The following is an 18,232-nucleotide window of genomic DNA, read 5'->3' as shown; positions in this document are numbered from 1 at the left end:
GGGCGGGTCCCGCTCTCCGGTCCGAAGGGATCTCGTGGTGCCCTGCTGCCCGCGCGCGATCGCGCACGAGGGCACCCGGTGACGGCGCTGTCCGAGCGCTCCGCCGCCGCCTCCTCCGCGCCTCGCCTCGGCGCCCGCCTGCGCACGCGGGTCGGGGCCTACGTGGCGCTGACCAAGCCGCGGATCATCGAGCTGCTGCTGATCACCACGGTGCCGGCCATGATGCTGGCCGCCCGCGGCTGGCCGTCCCTGTCGCTGCTGCTGTGGACGCTCGCCGGGGGCACCCTCGCCGCGGGCGCGGCCAACGTCTTCAACTGCTACTTCGACCGGGACATCGACCGGCTGATGCAGCGCACCCAGAAGCGCCCGCTGGTCACCGGGGAGGTGACCCCGCGCGCCGCGCTGGTGTTCGGGATCGTCCTGACGGTCGGCTCGATCGCCCTGCTGCTGGCGACGACGACGCCGCTGGCCGCCGCGCTCGCCGCGGGCGCGATCTTCTACTACGCCGTCCTGTACACGATGGTGTTCAAGCGGCACACCCGCCGCAGCACCGAGTGGGGCGGGGTGCCCGGCGCGGCCCCCGTGCTCATCGGCTGGGCCGCGGTGACCGGGTCGCTGGACTGGCCGGCGGTCGTGGTGTTCGGGATCGTCTTCTGCTGGCAGATGCCGCACTTCTGGGCGCTGGCGCTGCGGTTCAAGGACGACTACGCGCGGGCCGACATCCCCATGCTGCCGGTGGTCACCACCGCGCTGTCGGTCGGCCGCCAGTCGGTGGCCTGGGCCTGGGCGACCGCCGCCGTCTCGCTGCTGCTCTGGCCGGTGGCCTCCGGCTACGGCATCGGGTTGGGTTACGCGATCCCGGCGGCCCTGCTGAGCGGCTGGTTCGTCGTCGAGTCGCACCGGCTGCTGGCGCGCATCAAGCGCGGTGGCGACTTCAAGCCGATGACGCTGTTCCACGTCTCGATCTCGTACCTGTCGCTGCTGTCCGTCGCGATCATCGTCGACGCCATCGTCTGAGTGCGGCGCGACCTCCCGGACCGGGACTGGAAGGCGCTCGGGCCCGGCGTGCTCATCGGCCCCGACGGCCGGACCTACCGCCGGCGCACCACCCGGATCGAGCCCCTGGAGGCGGAGGCGCTGGCGGAGTCCGGCTGCCCCGTCGTCACCTACCTGCCCGGTGGCCGGCTGGTCTGGCACGACGAGGACGAGGCCTGGCCGGCCTGGGCGGATGCCCGCGGCTCGCTCACCACCGGCCTGCCGGAGCCGGACTCGGTGACCGGCGGGCGCTGGGAGGCCGTCGACGGGGCCACCGCGCTCGTCCTGGTCTGGCACGGCTGACCGACGGCGTCGACGGCGTCGACGGTGGGCGGAGCCCTGTCTCGCCGAGTGGGCCCCGGAGGGGTCCGCGCAGGCGGGACGCAGCGGCTCAGCTCAGGAGGGACGGCACCTGGTCGCGGGGTCGTCCGGAGGACGACGGTGTGCCCGGTTCGGAGGCCGGGCCGCGGACCGACCACACCAGCCGCGCGGCGTAGGCGGCGACCAGCACGGCGCCGAGCATGTGCAGCAGCACCAGGAGCACCGGCAGGTCGGTGAAGTACTGGACGTACCCGATCACGCCCTGGGCCAGCTCCACGACCAGCAGGTCCCGGGCCGCCCGGCGCAGCCGGGCAGGGGATTCGGTGGCGTGCAGGGCGACGAGCAGGGCGACGGTCAGCCCGACGAGCAGGAAGACGGCGTCGGCGTGCAGGTGGCTGACCAGCTCGGTGTCGAAACCGGTGCGGCCGGCCTCGCGGTCGCCGCTGTGCGGCCCGCTGCCGGTGACCACCGTGCCCATGACCAGGACGAGGGCGGCCGCCGCGGCGACGCCGCCGACGAGCAGCCGGAACGGGCGCCCGACCAGCGGCTCCCCGACGCCCGGCTCGCGGGAGCGGAGCCAGAGCACCGTGGTGAGCGCGACCAACCCCATGGAGACGAGGAAGTGGGCGGCGACCGTCCAGGGGTTCAGCCCGGTGAGCACGGTGATGCCGCCGATGAGGCCCTGCGCCGGGATGCCGAGGAACGCGGCGACGGCCAGCGGCCGGAGATCCCGACGGGCCGACCGGACGACGACGACGACCAGGGCGACGGCCAGCACCGACAGGACGAAGGTCAGCAACCGGTTGCCGAACTCGACGACGCCGTGGATGCCCATCTCGGGCGTGGTGACGAAGCTGTCGTCGGTGCAGCGCGGCCAGGTGGGACACCCCAGGCCCGAGCCGGTGAGCCGGACGACGCCGCCGGTCAGAACGATCGCGCCGTTGGCCACGACGTTGGCGAACGCGATCCGGGAGATCGTCGCGGGGGAGAAGGAGGCGGGCAGCACCGGCACGCCCCGATGCTAGGCCGTGAGCGGGGCCGGCCCCGGCCACCGGGGCCTGCTCCGGGAGCGGGATCACGCCCGGCGTCGTGATGCTGCTCACCCGAGGGGCCGTGGAGCTCCGTTCTTAGGTGGACCTTGCTTGCAGGGCTCCCGAAATAGGACACACTCGTGTTGTGGAATCCATCGCGGCGCACCCCCGGCCGTCGGCGCCTGCCGACGACGGGCGCACCCGCGACCGCGTCTCCGCGCTCCTCCTCGAGCACGGCCCGCAGACCGCGACGGAGCTGGCGACGCGGCTGGGCATCTCGCCGGCCGCCGTCCGACGGCACCTGGACGCCCTGCTGGCCACCGCCCGGGTCGAGGAGCGCCAGTCGCGCGAGGCACACCGCGGCCGCGGCCGCCCGGCCCGCCGCTTCCACCTCACCGACGCCGGCCGCTCCGCCTTCCCGCACGCCTACGACGACCTTGCGCTGACCGCGCTGCGCTACGTCGCAGAGGCGGGCGGCCTGGACGCCGTGCGGGCCGTCGCCGAGCGGCAGCTCGCGGGGCTCGAGCAGCGCGCGTCGACCGCCGTGCAGCAGGCCGTCGACGCTCGTCCCGGTGAGCCGGTGGACCGCGCCCAGGCGCTGGCCGCCGCGCTGACCGCCGAGGGCTACGCTGCCACCGCTTCGGCGCTCTCCGGCGGCGGGCAGCTCTGCCAGCACCACTGCCCGGTGGCGCACGTCGCGGCGGAGTTCCCCCAGCTGTGCGAGGCCGAGACGGCGGTGATCGGCCGGCTCGTGGGCACCCACGTGCAGCGGCTGGCCACCATCGCCCACGGCGACGGGATCTGCACCACCCACATCCCGGGGCCGTTGGTGCCCGGGACCGGTCCCGGCCGCGGCCGGGACCACTCGCGTGCGGGGAACAGAACGGACCCCGCGCGCCCTGTACCCGGTGAGCGAGGAGCGTCCCGGCCCGCCCGGGCGCGCACCGCACCGTCCAGCACCACCACCCCCACGAACGACCGGGAGAGGACGCCCGCATGACGAGCACGCAGCAGCCGGGAACGGCCACGCAGCTGACCCAGGACGAGCAGATCGACCAGCTCGGCCGGTACGAGTACGGCTGGGCCGACACCGACGTCGCCGGCGCCTCGGCCCGCCGCGGTGTCGACGAGGACGTCGTCCGCGACATCTCGCGCCGCAAGAGCGAGCCCGAGTGGATGCTCGAGCGCCGGCTCAAGGCCCTGAAGCTGTTCGGCCGCAAGCCCATGCCCGACTGGGGCTCGGACCTCTCCGGCATCGACTTCCAGAACATCAAGTACTTCGTGCGCTCCACCGAGGCCCAGGCCGCCTCGTGGGAGGACCTGCCCGACGACATCAAGAACACCTACGACCGGCTCGGCATCCCGGAGGCGGAGAAGCAGCGCCTGGTGTCCGGCGTCGCCGCGCAGTACGAGTCCGAGGTGGTCTACCACCAGATCCAGAAGGAGCTCGAGGACCAGGGCGTGCTCTTCCTGGACACCGACTCCGCGCTCAAGGAGCACCCGGAGATCTTCCGGGAGTACTTCGGCTCGGTGATCCCCTCCGGTGACAACAAGTTCGCCGCGCTGAACACCGCCGTGTGGTCGGGTGGCTCGTTCATCTACGTGCCGCCGGGCGTGCACGTCGAGATCCCGCTGCAGGCCTACTTCCGGATCAACACCGAGAACATGGGCCAGTTCGAGCGGACGCTGATCATCGTCGACGAGGGCGCCTACGTGCACTACGTCGAGGGCTGCACCGCGCCGATCTACAAGAGCGACTCGCTGCACTCCGCGGTCGTCGAGATCATCGTCAAGAAGAACGCGCGCTGCCGGTACACGACCATCCAGAACTGGTCGAACAACGTCTACAACCTGGTCACCAAGCGGGCCGTGGCCCACGAGGGCGCGACCATGGAGTGGGTCGACGGCAACCTCGGCTCCAAGGTGACGATGAAGTACCCGGCGGTCTGGATGACCGGTGAGCACGCCAAGGGCGAGGTGCTCTCGATCGCGTTCGCCGGCGAGGGCCAGCACCAGGACGCCGGCGCCAAGATGGTGCACGCCGCGCCGCACACCTCCTCGACCATCGTGTCGAAGTCGGTGGCCCGCGGCGGCGGCCGGACGTCCTACCGCGGCCTGGTCCAGGTCGACGAGGGCGCCTACGGCTCGAAGTCCACGGTGAAGTGCGACGCGCTGCTGGTCGACACGATCAGCCGCTCGGACACCTACCCCTACGTCGACGTCCGCGAGGACGACGTCTCCATGGGCCACGAGGCGACCGTCTCCCGGGTCAGCGAGGACCAGCTCTTCTACCTGATGAGCCGCGGCCTCTCCGAGGACGAGGCCATGGCGATGGTGGTGCGCGGCTTCGTGGAGCCGATCGCCCGCGAGCTGCCCATGGAGTACGCCCTCGAGCTCAACCGGCTCATCGAGCTGCAGATGGAAGGTGCCGTCGGCTGATGACCGACCCGAACACCGGTACGACCGATCTCACCACCCAGCCGGCCACCCTCGCCTCGGAGCTGTTCGCTCCGGGCGTGGGTGCGCAGGCGGGTCCCCCGACCACCCCGGCCGACTCGACGGAGGTGACCCCCGGCGCGCACTCGCACGGTGGCCCGACGCCGACCGGCTCGCCGGCCGAGCGGTTCACCTCCACCGACCCGGACGCCTTCGGCGTGCCCACGGGCCGCGAGGAGACCTGGCGCTTCACGCCGATGAAGCGGATCCGCCCGCTGCTGGACGGCGCCCCGTCCGACGCCCACCTGACCTGGACCACCGACCTCCCCGAGGGCGTCGAGCTGACCAGCGTCGAGGCCGGCGACCCGCTGCTCAAGAGCCTGCCCGACCCGGTGGACCGGCTGGCCGCCCTCGCCCGGCAGCGCAGCGGCGGCGCCGCCGTCGTCCGCGTGGCCAAGGAGGCGCAGCTGGACCGCCCGGTCACCCTCGGCCTGGCCGGCAGCGGCTCGGACGACGTGGTCTGGGGCCAGCTGGTCGTCGAGGTCGGCGCCTTCGCCTCGGCGACGGTCGTCCTCGACCACTCGGGCCTGGCCCGGTACGCCGGCGGCGTCACCGTGCTCGTCGGAGACGGCGCCCAGGTGAAGCTGGTGTCGGTGCAGGAGTGGGCACCCGGTGCGGTGCACGGCGGTCAGTACGACGCGGTCATCGGCCGGGACGCGACCTTCAAGCAGATCGTGGTCACCCTCGGCGGCGACCTCGTGCGGCTGGTCAGCAACGTGCAGTACGCCGGCCCCGGCGGCTCCGCGGAGCTCTTCGGCGTCTACTTCGCCGACGAGACCCAGCACCAGGAGCACCGGCTGTGGGTCGACCACGCGGTGCCCAACTGCACCAGCAACGTGCTCTACAAGGGCGCGCTGCAGGGCGAGAGCGCCCGCACGGTCTGGATCGGCGACGTCCGCATCCGCCCGGCGGCCACCGGCACCGAGACCTACGAGCTCAACCGGAACCTCGTGCTCACCGACGGCGCCCGCGCCGACTCGGTGCCGAACCTGGAGATCGAGACCGGCGAGATCGTCGGTGCCGGCCACGCCAGCGCCACCGGCCGGTTCGACGACGAGCAGCTGTTCTACCTCTGCTCGCGCGGCATCGACGCCGAGACCGCCCGCCGGCTGGTCGTGCGCGGCTTCTTCGCCGACGTCGTCCAGCACATCGGCGTGAACGAGCTGCAGGACCGGCTGATGGCCTCCATCGACACCCGTCTGGGCGCCCTGCCGGGCCTGGACGAGCAGCCGGTCGAGGTGGCCTGACCGTGGCGTTCGAGCGGGTCTGCGCGCTGTCCGACGTCCCCGAGAACGGCTCCCTGCGGGTCGAGCTCTCGGACATCGACCTCGCCGTCGTCCGGTTCGAGGGCCAGGTCTACGCGCTGGAGGACCGGTGCTCGCACGCCGACGTCCCCCTGACCGACGGCGACGTCGAGATCTTCGACGATGCGCCGACGATCGAGTGCTTCCTGCACGGGTCGTGCTTCGACCTGCGCACCGGTGAACCCACCAACCTGCCGGCCACCGAGCCGGTCGACGTCTACCCCGTCCAGCTGGACGGCGAGGACGTGTACGTCGACACCGAGGCTGACGGCGCCCTGCCCGCCGCGGCCGCCAACTGAGGAGCGAGAAGAAGTGTCCGTTCTGGAGATCCGCGACCTGCACGTGAGCGTGGGGGAGGGCGACGACGCGAAGGAGATCCTCCGCGGCGTCGACCTGACCGTCGGCTCGGGTGAGACGCACGCGATCATGGGCCCCAACGGGTCGGGCAAGTCGACCCTGGCGTACTCGATCGCCGGCCACCCGAAGTACACGATCACCGGGGGCACCGTCACCCTCGACGGCGAGGACGTCCTCGCGATGAGCGTCGACGAGCGCGCCCGCGCCGGCCTGTTCCTCGCCATGCAGTACCCGGTCGAGGTGCCCGGCGTCTCGGTGTCGAACTTCCTGCGCACCGCCGCCACCGCCATCAAGGGCGAGGCCCCGAAGCTGCGCACCTGGGTCAAGGACGTCAAGACCGAGATGTCCGGCCTGGAGATGGACCCGGCGTTCGCCGAGCGCAACGTCAACGAGGGCTTCTCCGGTGGTGAGAAGAAGCGCCACGAGATCCTGCAGATGCGGCTGCTCAAGCCGGCCATCGCGATCCTGGACGAGACCGACTCCGGTCTCGACGTCGACGCCCTGCGCGTGGTCTCCGAGGGCGTCAACCGCAGCCGCGAGGACAGCGACGTCGGCGTCCTGCTGATCACGCACTACACCCGGATCCTGCGCTACATCAAGCCCGACTTCGTGCACGTGTTCGTCGCCGGCAAGGTCGTCGACGAGGGCGGGCCGGAGCTCGCCGCCAAGCTCGAGGACGAGGGCTACGCCGCCTACGTCAAGGGCTCCCCGGAGGTTGCATCCGCATGACCCAGACCGTCTCGCGTCCCGGAGCCGGGGCGCAGCAGGTGCCCCTGCCCCTCGACGTCGGGGCGATCCGGGCGGACTTCCCGATCCTGACCCGCACCGTCCGCGACGGGAAGCGGCTGGTCTACCTCGACTCGGGGGCGACCTCGCAGAAGCCGCGCTCGGTGCTGGACGCCGAGCGCTGGTTCTACGAGAACATCAACGCCGCGCCGCACCGGGGGGCCCACCAGCTCGCCGAGGAGGCGACCGGTGCCTATGAGGAGGCGCGGGCGAAGATCGGCGCGTTCATCGGCGCGCCGGAGCGCGAGATCGTCTTCACCCGCAACACCACCGAGGCGATCAACCTCGTGGCCTACGCGCTCTCCAACGCCGTCACGGCGAAGGAGCCGGAGTTCCGCACCTACGCGGTCGGCCAGGGCGACGAGATCGTGGTCACCGAGATGGAGCACCACGCCGACCTGATCCCGTGGCAGCAGCTGTGCGAGCGCACCGGGGCGACCCTGCGCTGGCTGGGGCTGACCGACGACGGCCGGCTGGACCTGTCGAACCTCGCCGAGGTGATCAACGAGCGCACGAAGCTCGTCGCGGTCACCCAGCAGTCGAACATCCTCGGCACGATCAACCCGATCGGCGAGATCGTCGCCCGGGCCCGCGAGGTCGGCGCGCTGGTGCTGGTCGACGGCGCCCAGTCGGTGCCGCACCAGCCGGTCGACGTGACCGAGCTGGGGGCTGACCTCCTGGTGTTCTCCGGGCACAAGATGCTCGGGCCCACCGGCGTCGGCGTGCTGTGGGGCCGGTACGAGGTGCTCGACAAGCTGCCGCCCTTCCTCACCGGCGGCTCGATGATCGAGGTCGTGCGCATGGAGGGCTCCACCTTCATGCCGCCGCCGCAGCGCTTCGAGGCCGGCGTCCCGATGACCGCGCAGGTGGTCGGCCTCGGCGCGGCCGTCGACTACCTGCAGGCCCTCGGCATGGCGAAGGTCGAGGAGCACGAGAAGGCGCTCACCGGCTACGCGCTGGCGAAGCTCGCCGAGATCCCCGGCGTCACGGTCATCGGCCCGGCCGACACCGTCGCCCGCGGGGGAGCGGTCTCCTTCACGGTCGAGGACATCCACCCGCACGACGTGGGCCAGGTGCTCGACGACCTGGGCATCGCCGTCCGGGTGGGGCACCACTGCGCCTGGCCGGTGGTGCGGCGCTACGGCGTGCCGGCCACCACCCGGGCGACGTTCTACGTGCACACCGGCTATGACGACATCGACGCGCTCGCCGACGGGATCCGGGAAGCACAGCGCTTCTTCGGTGTTGCACCCTCTGGAGACAGCGAGGGAGCAACGAGCTGATGCAGCTGGAGTCGATGTACCAGGAGATCATCCTGGACCACTACAAGAACCCGCACGGGCGCGGTCTGCGCGACCCGTTCGACGCCGAGGTCCACCACGTCAACCCGACGTGCGGCGACGAGGTGACCCTGCGGGTGAAGCTCGACGGCGACACGGTCGCCGACGTGTCCTACGAGGGCATGGGGTGCTCGATCAGCCAGGCCTCGGTGTCGGCGATGTACGACCTGGTCGTCGGCAAGCGGGTCACCGAGGCGCTGGAGACCGGCGAGCACTTCATGACCCTGATGCAGGCCAAGGGCGACCCGTCGGTCGCCGAGAAGCTCGAGGACGAGCTGGAGGACGCCGTCGCGTTCGCCGGCGTCTCCAAGTACCCGGCGCGGATCAAGTGCGCGCTGATGAGCTGGATGGCGTTGAAGGACGCGTCCGCCCGAGCGATGTCCACCACCGCTGCGCCCGCGACCCCGACCGGAGGCCACTCATGAGCGAGATGACCGAGAACGCCACCCCCGCCACCGACGGCGCCCCGGGCGACCTGCCGGCCTACAAGTCGGCGCTGCTCGAGGACCTCGAGGAGGCCATGCGCGACGTCGTCGACCCCGAGCTCGGCGTGAACGTCGTCGACCTCGGCCTGGTCTACGGCCTGGACGTCGACGACAGCAGCCCCGGCTCCAGCGTCGCGATCATCGACATGACGCTCACCTCGGCGGCCTGCCCGCTGACCGACGTCATCGAGGACCAGGCCCGTCAGGCGCTGACCGGCGGCCCCGGCCCCGGCCTGGTCGACGACATCCGGATCAACTGGGTCTGGATGCCGCCGTGGGGCCCGGACAAGATCACCGACGACGGCCGCGAGCAGCTCCGCGCCCTCGGCTTCCGCGTCTAGGACCTTCCCGCTCCCACTTCTGGGGTGTTCCTCGCGCTTCTCCGGTCCTGCAGGACCCGGGAAGCGCGAGGAGCACCCCAGAAGCGCGTCCTGGGCTCAGCGGAGGTCGGCGAGGCGGGCGGCGAAGCCGGCGACCGGCGCCTGCTCGCGGCGGGCGCCGACGACCAGCAGCACCGCACCCACCACCAGCGCGGCCCCGACCGGCCAGGGCAGCGCCCGGACCGCGAGCCCCACCGCCACGCCGAGCGCGGTGGCCGCGCCGACCAGCAGCGGGGCGCGCACGCCGGCCCGGGCGCCCGCCACCATCGCCAGCGCCGCCGCGGCGAGCACCAGCACCGCGCGGGGTGCGTCGGCGGAGAGGACGGCGAGCACGGTCGACGGCGCGGCCGCCGTCACCAGGCCCGGCCCCCAGGCGGGCCACGACGCGTCCCGGAGCAGCCCGCGCCCAGCGGCCAGGAGGAGCCCGGCGGCCGCGGGGATGCTGTACGCCTCGACCGTCGCGGTACCGCCGAGCGCCGCCGCCGTCCATGCCGCGAGGACGAGCTGGGCGGCCCCCACCCGCCAGGCGGCGGAGGAGTCGGTGTCCGCGTCGCTGCCGTGCCCGGCGCGGCCGGTCCACCACGCCCAGCCGAGCGTGGCCGCGCCCTGCACGGCCAGGTGCGCGAGCACCAGCGCCCGGTCGCCCTCGACGTGCAGCAGCAGGACGGCGACGCCCGCGCTGACCGCGCCCGCCCTCACCGTGGCCCGCCGCGAGTCCCGCTCGACCAGCCCGGCGACGGCCAGGGCGACGACGTAGAGGCCGGTCAGCACCACCGCCACCGCGGCCGTAGAGGCCCAGCCGGCGGGCAGGCCGAGCACCGCCGCCCCGCCCAGGCAGCCGACCGCCGTCGGCGCGGCCACCGGGCGGTCGTCGGCGCGCAGGACCGCCACCCAGACCGTCGGCGCGGCCGTGAGCACCAGCAGCAGGGCGAGCTCCGACCACTGGGCGCGGGCCACGAGCCGGCCGACCGACAGCGCCGCCAGCAGCACACCGCCGGTGACGGCGACGGGCAGCAGGAACCCGCGGCGCCAGCCGGACAGCTCGCCGGCCGCCGTCGTCGCGACCAGGACACCGGCGAAGCCCGCCACTGCGACGGCCACCGGTCCACCGGCGGAGGAGGCGCCCGCGACGGCGGCGCCGGTTCCCCCGCCGGCGAGCACCGGCACCAGCCGGGGCGGGCCCAGCAGCGGGTCGAGCGGCCGCCGCAGCCGGGCCAGCAGCAGGCCGGCGGCCGCCGCGGTCACGAGCCCGACGGCCAGCCAGCGCTCGGTCGGTGCCGCCGTCCAGGCCTCCGCGGAGCCGCCCAGCAGCGCGGCGGCGAACCACGGCACCGCGGTGGCCATGACCAGCCGGGCGACGAGCGGCCGCCCGAACAGCGCCACGGCCAGCCCCGTGAGCGCCACCGCCAGGATCGCTTCGGTGCGCAGGGCCCCGGGAAGGATGTCCAGCGCGCGCAGCGCCGCCACCTGCAGCGCCACCCAGGCCGCCACCGGCCAGGCGGCCGGGACGGGGGACAGCCGGTGCAGGAGGAGGAACACCGCGCCGAGGACGAGGGGCAGCAGCGGTTCCCCGGAGGCGAGCCGCCCGGGGACGTCGCTGCCGGCCAGCGCCAGCCCGGCGGCGGTGGCCGCGAACGTCTCCGCCGAGTTGCGCAGCCCGGACCGCGCCGCGCGCGCCGAGCCGGCGGCGGCTCCGCCGCCCAGCAGGAGCAGGGCACCCCGGACCAGTGGCCCGTCGTACGCCGAGGCCAGCGTCGCGCCGGCGCAGACGAGCAGCACCGCGCCGACGACCAGCAGCACCTGCGGCGGCCGGGAGCGGTAGGGGAACGGCGGCACCGGAGGCGGCGCCACCGGCGGTGTCGGCCTGCTCCCCGGAGTCACGCCCGCACCCTGCCCGCCGCGGTGCCGCCCGAATCACCCGGCACACCACTCGGAGGTCGGCCCGGGAGCGCCTATCCTGGGATCAGTGATCACAACGACGGGGCTGGAGCTGCGCGCCGGCGCCCGCATCCTCATCAGCGAGGCCAACCTGCGGGTGCAGCCCGGCGACCGCATCGGGCTGGTGGGGCGCAACGGCGCCGGCAAGACCACCACCCTCACGACGCTGGCCGGCGAGCGCCTCCCGCACACCGGCAAGGTGGAGGTGAGCGGCGAGATCGGCTACCTGCCGCAGGACCCGCGCAGCGGCGACCTCGACATCACCGCCAGCGACCGGGTGCTCTCGGGCCGCGGGCTCGACGTCATCCGCAACCAGATGGTCAAGGCCCAGGTGGCCATGGCCGAGCCGGCCGACGACGCCGAGCGGGACAAGGCGGTCCGCCGCTACGGGCGCCTGGAGGACCAGTTCGCCGCCCTGGGTGGCTACGCCGCCGAGAGCGACGCCGCGCGGATCTGCACCAACCTCGGTCTGCCCGACCGGGTGCTGACCCAGCCGCTGCGCACGCTCTCCGGTGGCCAGCGGCGCCGCGTCGAGCTCGCCCGCATCCTGTTCTCCGACGCGGAGACGCTGCTGCTCGACGAGCCGACCAACCACCTCGACGGCGACTCGATCACCTGGCTCAAGGGCTTCCTGGGCGGCCACAAGGGCGGGCTCATCGTCATCAGCCACGACGTCGAGCTGCTCGACGCCGTGGTCAACAAGGTGTGGCACCTGGACGCGAACCGGGCGACCGTCGACATCTACAACCTGGGCTGGAAGCCCTACCTGGCGCAGCGCGAGACCGACGAGCGGCGCCGCAAGCAGGAGCGGGCCAACACCGAGCGGAAGATCGACACGCTCACCGCGCAGGCGGACAAGATGCGCGCGAAGGCCACCAAGGCCAAGGCCGCCAAGAGCATGGACAAGCGGGCCGAGCGGCTGGCGTCCGGGCTGGCCGACGTCCGGGTGCAGGACAAGGTCGCCAAGCTGCGGTTCCCGACGCCGGCCAACTGCGGCCGGACGCCGCTGACCGCCGAGGGGCTGAGCAAGAGCTACGGCTCGCTGGAGATCTTCACCGACGTCGACCTCGCGGTGGACAAGGGCGCCCGCGTCGTCGTCCTGGGGCTCAACGGAGCGGGCAAGACCACGCTGCTGCGGATGCTGGCCGGCACCGAGGCGCCCGACACCGGCGAGGTCAAGGCGGGGCACGGGCTGCGGATCGGCTACTACGCGCAGGAGCACGAGACCATCGACATGGACCGGTCGCTGCTGGAGAACATGCGCTCCGCGGCCCCGGACAGCACCGACACCGAGCTCCGGCGGATCCTCGGCGCGTTCCTGTTCTCCGGCGAGTCCGTCGACCAGCGCGCCGGCACGCTCTCCGGTGGTGAGCGGACGCGGCTGGCGATGGCGACGCTGGTCGTCTCCGGCGCCAACGTGCTGCTGCTCGACGAGCCGACGAACAACCTCGACCCGGCCAGCCGCGAGCAGGTCCTGGACGCGCTGCGCACGTACGCCGGTGCGATCGTGCTGGTCACCCACGACGAGGGCGCGGTGCGCGCGCTGAACCCCGACAAGGTCATCCTGCTGCCCGACGGTACGGAGGACGCCTGGAGCGAGGACCTCGCCGATCTGGTGGAGCTCGCATAGCACATCGCGGTCCTCCGGACCGCACCGCGGCCACGTGCCATCCCCTGCTGCGACGAGCGCGTCCCGGGCGCTCGTCGGGGAGCCTCCGGCCCCCACTCCTCCCGGCGCCTCGCAGGGCGGCTCCCGTCGGGCACCGCGACCGGGTGCCTCGCGTCGCGGTTGTGTGCAATGTGCGTGATCATGGGTCCGAGGGAGCCGTGGTCGACGGGACGGCGGCACCAGGCGACAGCCATCGACGGGCCGCCGCGTGACCGGTATCCCCGGTGCGGGTCGGCCGGCGGCTGACACGGAGGGGAGCCATGGCCGACACGAGCACCGCGGACCTCGGCAAGGGCAAGCGCATCACCGGGGGAGACCGGTCGACGCTCGCCGACGAGCTGCGCAAGCGGTACGACGAGGGCGAGAGCATCCGATCGCTGGCCACCTCGACGAACCGGTCCTACGGCTTCGTGCACCGGCTCCTCTCGGAGTCCGGGGCCTCGCTGCGCAGCCGCGGCGGGGCCAACCGGAACAGCAAGAAGAGTGAGTGAGCTGGCGAGCGAACCCGTGGGCGCAGCACTGCGCGGTCCGCGCCTGACGAGCGCCGGCGAGGCAGGCGCGTGACCGCCGACATCACCGGGACCGGGTACGTGCGGACGCGCCGCGACGGCGCCCTCCTCACCGTCACCCTGGACCGCCCCGACCAGCTGAACGCCCAGACGCCGGCGACCTGGTCGGCGCTCGCCGAGGTGGGCGCCGCGCTCGACGAGGACGTCCGCGTCGTCGTCGTGCGCGGCGAGGGCCGGGCGTTCTCGGCCGGCCTGGACCGGAGCATGTTCGACACCAGCTCCACCTCCGGCGGCAGCCTCGGCGAGCTCGTCCGGCTGCCGGTGGAGGAGGCGCAGGAGCGGATCCGGAGCTACCAGGCGGGCTTCCGCTGGCTCCGCGCGCCCGGGATCGTCTCCGTCGCCGCGGTGCAGGGGCATGCCATCGGGGCCGGTGCGCAGCTGGCGCTGGCCTGCGACCTGCGGGTGATGACCGAGGACGCGCAGCTGCGGCTGCCCGAGGTGACCCTCGGCCTGGTGCCCGACCTGACCGGCACCAGCACGCTGGTGGAGCTGGTCGGCTACTCGAGAGCCCTGGAGCTGTGCATGACCGGCCGCGCGGTCGGCGCGGCCGAGGCCCGCGCGATCGGCCTGGCCACCCTGGTCGTGCCCGGCGCGGAGCTCGACGACGCCGTCGCCGACCTGGCCGCGGCGCTGGTCGCCCCGCCGGTCGGCGCCAGCCGGGCGACGGCCGCCCTGGTCCGCTCCGCGGTGCGCAACGACTTCCCGACCCAGGACGCCGCCGAGCGGGCCGCCCAGGTACAGCGACTGCACGATCTCGCCGGCGGTCGCTGACCCCACCTCCGCGGAACAAGCCGAGCCGCGCCCCGGTTGGACGAGCAGCCGGGGCGTGACCGGCGGAGGTGGGGAGAGGCGGTGGACATGAGCAGCCCCATGACGTCGATGGCGGCCATGCGGTCGTTCAAGCGCGACCCGTCGGTGACCGGGCGGAAGCTGCCCCCGGGCACCGTGCGGCGGATCCTGGGCATCGCCCGGCCGTACCGGCGGGAGCTCACCCTGTTCCTGCTGCTCGTCGTCGGCTCCTCGGTGATCGGGGTGATCACCCCGCTGCTGGCCGGGGACATCGTCAACCGCATCGCCCAACTCGAGGGCACGGCGGCCGGCATCGTGCGGATCGCGCTGATCATCGCCGGACTGGCGGTGGTCGACGCCGGCATCTCCCTGGGCACCCGCTGGTTCTCCGCCCGCATCGGCGAGGGCGTCATCTACGACCTGCGCAGCCAGGTGTTCGAGCACGTGCAGCGCATGCCGGTGGCCTTCTTCACCCGCACCCAGACCGGCGCCCTGGTCAGCCGGCTGAACAACGACGTCGTCGGCGCCCAGCAGGCGTTCACCTCCACGCTGTCCGGCGTCGTCTCCAACGTCATCGGCCTCGTGCTCACCGCGGGCGTCATGTTCACCCTGTCCTGGCAGATCACGCTGCTGTCGCTGGTGCTCGTGCCGGTGTTCGTGCTCCCGGCCCGCCGCATCGGCAGCCGGCTGCAGGAGATCACCCGGGAGTCCTACGGGCTCAACGCCTCGATGAACGCGACCATGACCGAGCGGTTCAACGTCGCCGGGGCGCTGCTGGTCAAGCTGTTCGGCCGGCCGTCGGTGGAGGCCGAGTCGTTCCGCGGGCGGGCCGCCCGGGTCCGCGACATCGGCGTCCTGTCGGCCATGTACGGGCGCACGTTCTTCACCGCGCTCACCCTCGTGGCGGCGCTGGCGACCGCGCTGGTCTACGGCCTCGGCGGCTGGCTGGCCTTCACCGGGACGCTCAGCGCCGGCGACGTCGTCGCTCTCGCCCTGCTGCTCTCCCGCCTGTACGGCCCGCTCACCGCGCTGTCCAACGTCCGCGTGGACGTGATGAGCGCGATGGTCAGCTTCGACCGGGTCTTCGAGGTGATGGACCTGCCGCCGATGATCCAGGAGGCCCCGGACGCGGTTCCGGTGCCGGCGGACGACCGGTCGATCGAGTTCGACGCCGTGTCGTTCAGCTACCCGGCCGGCGCGGACGTCTCGCTGCCGTCACTGGAAGAAGTGTCGCTGCCCGAGCACGGTGGCCCCACCGCCGTCCTGCACGACGTCTCCTTCCGGGTCGAGCCCGGCCACCTGGTCGCGCTCGTCGGGCACTCCGGCGCCGGCAAGTCCACCATCGCCCACCTGGTGCCCCGGCTCTACGACGCGACCAGCGGCACGGTGCGGGTGGGCGGTGTCGACGTCCGCCGGGCGACGCTCGCCTCGCTGCGGGACGCGGTCGGCGTGGTCAGCCAGGACGCGCACCTCTTCCACGACACCATCCGGGCCAACCTGCGCTACGCCCGCCCCGAGGCCACCGACGAGCAGCTCTGGGCGGCGCTGGAGGGCGCCCGCATCGCCGAGCTGGTGCGCTCGCTGCCCGAGGAGCTGGACACCGTGGTGGGCGACCGTGGGTACCGGCTCTCCGGCGGTGAGAAGCAGCGGCTGGCGATCGCCCGGGTGCTGCTGAAGGCGCCCGGCATCGTGATCCTCGACGAGGCGACCGCGCACCTGGACAGCGAGTCCGAGGCCGCCGTGCAGCACGCGCTGGACACCGCGCTGGCGGGGCGGACGTCGCTGGTCATCGCGCACCGGCTGTCGACCATCCGCAGCGCCGACCAGATCCTGGTGGTCGACGCCGGCCGGATCGTCGAGTCGGGCACGCACGAGGAGCTGCTCGCCCGCGGCGGCAGGTACGCCGACCTGTACCGGACGCAGTTCGCGCAGGGGGAGCGGCGGGGAGCCGTTCCGGTCGGGTGACCGCACCCGCGGCCGGTGGCTGCTCGCGCACGACCGGGCACGGACGGTGGTGGGCGCTCGGAAGAGGTGGGCACCCGGCCGACGCGACGGCGGAGAGCACCGGCGGGGGGCGGACGTCCCGGTGCGGCGGACCACTACCGTCACTCCTGTCCCGGGCGGCCGCAGCCGGGGCACGTGACCGGGCTGGCGCGGTCACGCAGGAGCACAGCACGCGTCGGCACGCACCGGCGACCGCCAGCGAGGAGGAGACGTGACCGCAGCGCACCCGCAGGACACCCAGATCCGTTCGCTCTACGCCGAGTTCGTCGACGGGTGGAACCGGCGCAGCGGCGCCGCGGTGGCGGCCGGCTTCGCCGACGACGGCGACATCATCGGCTTCGACGGGAGCCACCACCGCGGCCGGCTGTCGATCGCCGCGGACCTCCGCCAGGTGTTCGGCTCGCAGCAGACCCCGGCCTACGTCGCGGTGGTCCGCTCCGTCCGTCCGATCGCCGCCGGCGTCGCGATGCTGACCGCGCACGCGGGGATGATCCCGGCGGGGGAGACCGACCTCGACCCCGAGCTCAACGCCGTCCACACCATGATCGCGGTGGACGAGGGGCGGGGCCGGTGGCGCATCTCGCTGTTCCAGGTGACGCCGGCCGCCTGGCCCTCGCACCCGGAGGCGCGCGAGGCGCTCACCGAGGAGCTGCGGGGGCTGCTCATCCCGCAGTGACGGGTCAGCCGACGAGGGCGTCCACGACGATGGTCTCGTCCTGCTGCACCTGGGCCTTGCCGCCGACCCGGCCGATGTCGTCGACCACCCCACCGGAGACGTTCAGGGCGACGTCCATCGCGGCGGGCGGCCCGACGGCGTGGAACTCGTAGGGCGCGATCAGCGGCTGCCCGTTGATGCGCAGGTCGCCGGGGGATCCGGTGACGGCGCTGGAGGCGACGATCCGCACGTCGTCGACCTCGATGGCCTCGGCCCCGGCGCCGCGCAGCTCCTGGATGGCGCCGAGAATCACCGAGGTCGGGACGGCGCCGTCCGGGTCCAGCACGGTGACCCGCACGCCCGGGCCTGCGGCGGGCAGGGTGCCGGCGAGGACGCCGATCGCCTCAGCCCGCGACCGGGCCTCCTCCAGCGCGCTGCCGGCCTTCTGCTGCCCGCTGCTGAGCTCCTCGAGCGTCTGCCGCGTCTCGCCGATCTGCCGCCGCAGCGTCTCCTCGCGGGCGTTGATCTCGTCGAGGATCAGCACGAGGTCCTCCTCGCGCGTGGCGACCTGGTCCTCGGGCTCGGCGGTGCTGCGGATCTGGGTGGTCAGCGCGAACCCGAGGGCCACCGTGAGCCCGGCCGTGGCCAGGACGGCGACCGGACGGCTCCAGTTCCGCGATCCTGACGCTGCAGTGGAGATCGAGGGTTCGTCCGGCTCGCCGGATTCGGTACCGGCGGTGGCGGCGCCGGGTGCCTCGGCGGTCGGTTCCTCCGCCCCGGCAGGGGGTTCCTCGGCAGATGCCTCGCCGGCGGGTACCTCGCCGGCGGGTGTCTGGCCGGCGGGTGTCTGGCCGGTGGGTGTCTGGCCGGTGGGTGTCTGGCCGGTGGGTGTCTGGCCGGCGGGTGCCTGGCCGGCGGGAACCTCGTCGGCGGGAACCTGGTCGGGCGTCACCGTCTCCGCCTCGACCGGCTCCGGCCCGTCCGGTTCGCTCCCGGGCGGGAGCGGCGACGGCTCCGCCGTCCCGGCGTCGGAAGGGTCGCGCTCCATCGGCTCCACCCTAGGTCAGCCCGCG

18 protein-coding genes are annotated in these 18,232 nt (G+C 73.5%); 15 read left to right on the top strand and 3 right to left on the bottom strand.

What is annotated here, in order from left to right:
- Positions 1–78: 78 nt before the first annotated feature.
- Both BD833_RS01395 and BD833_RS01390 read left to right on the top strand, forming a co-directional pair.
- A complete protein-coding gene (locus BD833_RS01395; protein ID WP_166531325.1) occupies positions 79–1,017 on the top strand; it encodes a heme o synthase in 939 nt (312 codons plus the stop codon).
- Positions 1,018–1,338, top strand: a complete 321-nt coding sequence (locus tag BD833_RS01390; protein WP_166531324.1) for a hypothetical protein — start codon at positions 1,018–1,020, stop codon at positions 1,336–1,338.
- Between the two features lie 88 nt (positions 1,339–1,426).
- On the opposite strand, the gene BD833_RS01385 is transcribed toward BD833_RS01390, so the two are convergent.
- Positions 1,427–2,368 (bottom strand): COX15/CtaA family protein, encoded by a 942-nt coding sequence (locus BD833_RS01385; RefSeq protein ID WP_166531323.1) that lies wholly within the window; start codon positions 2,366–2,368, stop codon positions 1,427–1,429.
- Positions 2,369–2,532: 164 nt separating this feature from the next.
- Between BD833_RS01385 and BD833_RS01380 the strand changes: the two genes are divergently transcribed.
- From BD833_RS01380 to BD833_RS01345, 8 genes are read left to right on the top strand one after another with little or no spacing between them, the layout of a single operon-like run.
- Complete coding sequence (locus tag BD833_RS01380) at positions 2,533–3,387, top strand: helix-turn-helix transcriptional regulator (protein WP_208092275.1); 855 nt, start codon at positions 2,533–2,535, stop codon at positions 3,385–3,387.
- On the top strand, positions 3,384–4,826 hold the full coding sequence (gene sufB, locus BD833_RS01375) for a Fe-S cluster assembly protein SufB (RefSeq protein WP_166531322.1): 1,443 nt from the start codon (positions 3,384–3,386) through the stop codon (positions 4,824–4,826). The genes BD833_RS01380 and sufB overlap by 4 nt, the downstream gene beginning before the upstream one ends.
- Entirely contained in the window at positions 4,826–6,130 is a 1,305-nt protein-coding gene (gene sufD / locus BD833_RS01370) for a Fe-S cluster assembly protein SufD (RefSeq protein WP_166531321.1), read from the top strand. Before sufB ends, sufD begins: the two co-directional genes overlap by 1 nt.
- A gap of 2 nt (positions 6,131–6,132) precedes the next feature.
- Positions 6,133–6,486 carry a Rieske (2Fe-2S) protein gene (locus BD833_RS01365; protein WP_166531320.1) on the top strand — a complete coding sequence of 118 codons (354 nt, stop codon included), beginning with the start codon at positions 6,133–6,135 and terminating at the stop codon, positions 6,484–6,486.
- A gap of 13 nt (positions 6,487–6,499) precedes the next feature.
- A complete protein-coding gene (gene sufC, locus BD833_RS01360) occupies positions 6,500–7,273 on the top strand; it encodes a Fe-S cluster assembly ATPase SufC (RefSeq protein WP_166531319.1) in 774 nt (257 codons plus the stop codon).
- Positions 7,270–8,613 carry a cysteine desulfurase gene (locus BD833_RS01355; RefSeq protein ID WP_166531318.1) on the top strand — a complete coding sequence of 448 codons (1,344 nt, stop codon included), beginning with the start codon at positions 7,270–7,272 and terminating at the stop codon, positions 8,611–8,613. Before sufC ends, BD833_RS01355 begins: the two co-directional genes overlap by 4 nt.
- Positions 8,613–9,095: a Fe-S cluster assembly sulfur transfer protein SufU gene (gene sufU / locus BD833_RS01350; RefSeq protein WP_166531317.1), complete on the top strand. Its 483-nt coding sequence runs from the start codon at positions 8,613–8,615 to the stop codon at positions 9,093–9,095. Before BD833_RS01355 ends, sufU begins: the two co-directional genes overlap by 1 nt.
- Positions 9,092–9,496: a metal-sulfur cluster assembly factor gene (locus BD833_RS01345; RefSeq protein ID WP_166531316.1), complete on the top strand. Its 405-nt coding sequence runs from the start codon at positions 9,092–9,094 to the stop codon at positions 9,494–9,496. The genes sufU and BD833_RS01345 overlap by 4 nt, the downstream gene beginning before the upstream one ends.
- Positions 9,497–9,592: 96 nt before the next feature.
- On the opposite strand, the gene BD833_RS01340 is transcribed toward BD833_RS01345, so the two are convergent.
- Positions 9,593–11,386, bottom strand: a complete 1,794-nt coding sequence (locus tag BD833_RS01340; protein ID WP_166531315.1) for an SCO7613 C-terminal domain-containing membrane protein — start codon at positions 11,384–11,386, stop codon at positions 9,593–9,595.
- A 115-nt stretch (positions 11,387–11,501) separates the two neighbouring features.
- On the opposite strand from BD833_RS01340, the gene BD833_RS01335 reads away from it, so the two are divergent.
- The 5 genes from BD833_RS01335 (at position 11,502) to BD833_RS01315 (ending at position 17,180) form a co-directional block, all read left to right on the top strand.
- The gene (locus BD833_RS01335; protein ID WP_166531314.1) at positions 11,502–13,103 is read left to right on the top strand and encodes an ABC-F family ATP-binding cassette domain-containing protein; all 1,602 of its coding nucleotides are present in this window, start codon (positions 11,502–11,504) and stop codon (positions 13,101–13,103) included.
- A 299-nt stretch (positions 13,104–13,402) separates the two neighbouring features.
- Positions 13,403–13,633: a helix-turn-helix domain-containing protein gene (locus BD833_RS01330; protein WP_166531313.1), complete on the top strand. Its 231-nt coding sequence runs from the start codon at positions 13,403–13,405 to the stop codon at positions 13,631–13,633.
- 69 nt (positions 13,634–13,702) lie between these two features.
- A complete protein-coding gene (locus BD833_RS01325) occupies positions 13,703–14,482 on the top strand; it encodes an enoyl-CoA hydratase/isomerase family protein (RefSeq protein ID WP_166531312.1) in 780 nt (259 codons plus the stop codon).
- An 87-nt stretch (positions 14,483–14,569) separates the two neighbouring features.
- Positions 14,570–16,465: an ABC transporter ATP-binding protein gene (locus BD833_RS01320; protein ID WP_166531311.1), complete on the top strand. Its 1,896-nt coding sequence runs from the start codon at positions 14,570–14,572 to the stop codon at positions 16,463–16,465.
- A gap of 250 nt (positions 16,466–16,715) precedes the next feature.
- Positions 16,716–17,180: an SgcJ/EcaC family oxidoreductase gene (locus BD833_RS01315; RefSeq protein ID WP_166531310.1), complete on the top strand. Its 465-nt coding sequence runs from the start codon at positions 16,716–16,718 to the stop codon at positions 17,178–17,180.
- Positions 17,181–17,184: 4 nt separating this feature from the next.
- Here BD833_RS01315 and BD833_RS01310 read toward each other — a convergent pair whose 3' ends face one another.
- Entirely contained in the window at positions 17,185–18,207 is a 1,023-nt protein-coding gene (locus tag BD833_RS01310) for a DUF881 domain-containing protein (RefSeq protein WP_166531309.1), read from the bottom strand.
- Positions 18,208–18,232: the final 25 nt, after the last annotated feature.

The organism is Blastococcus xanthinilyticus, from assembly GCF_008124835.1.
GTDB classification, from domain to species: Bacteria; Actinomycetota; Actinomycetes; order Mycobacteriales; family Geodermatophilaceae; genus Blastococcus; species Blastococcus xanthinilyticus.
This window is presented reverse-complemented; position numbering and strand designations above follow the sequence as displayed.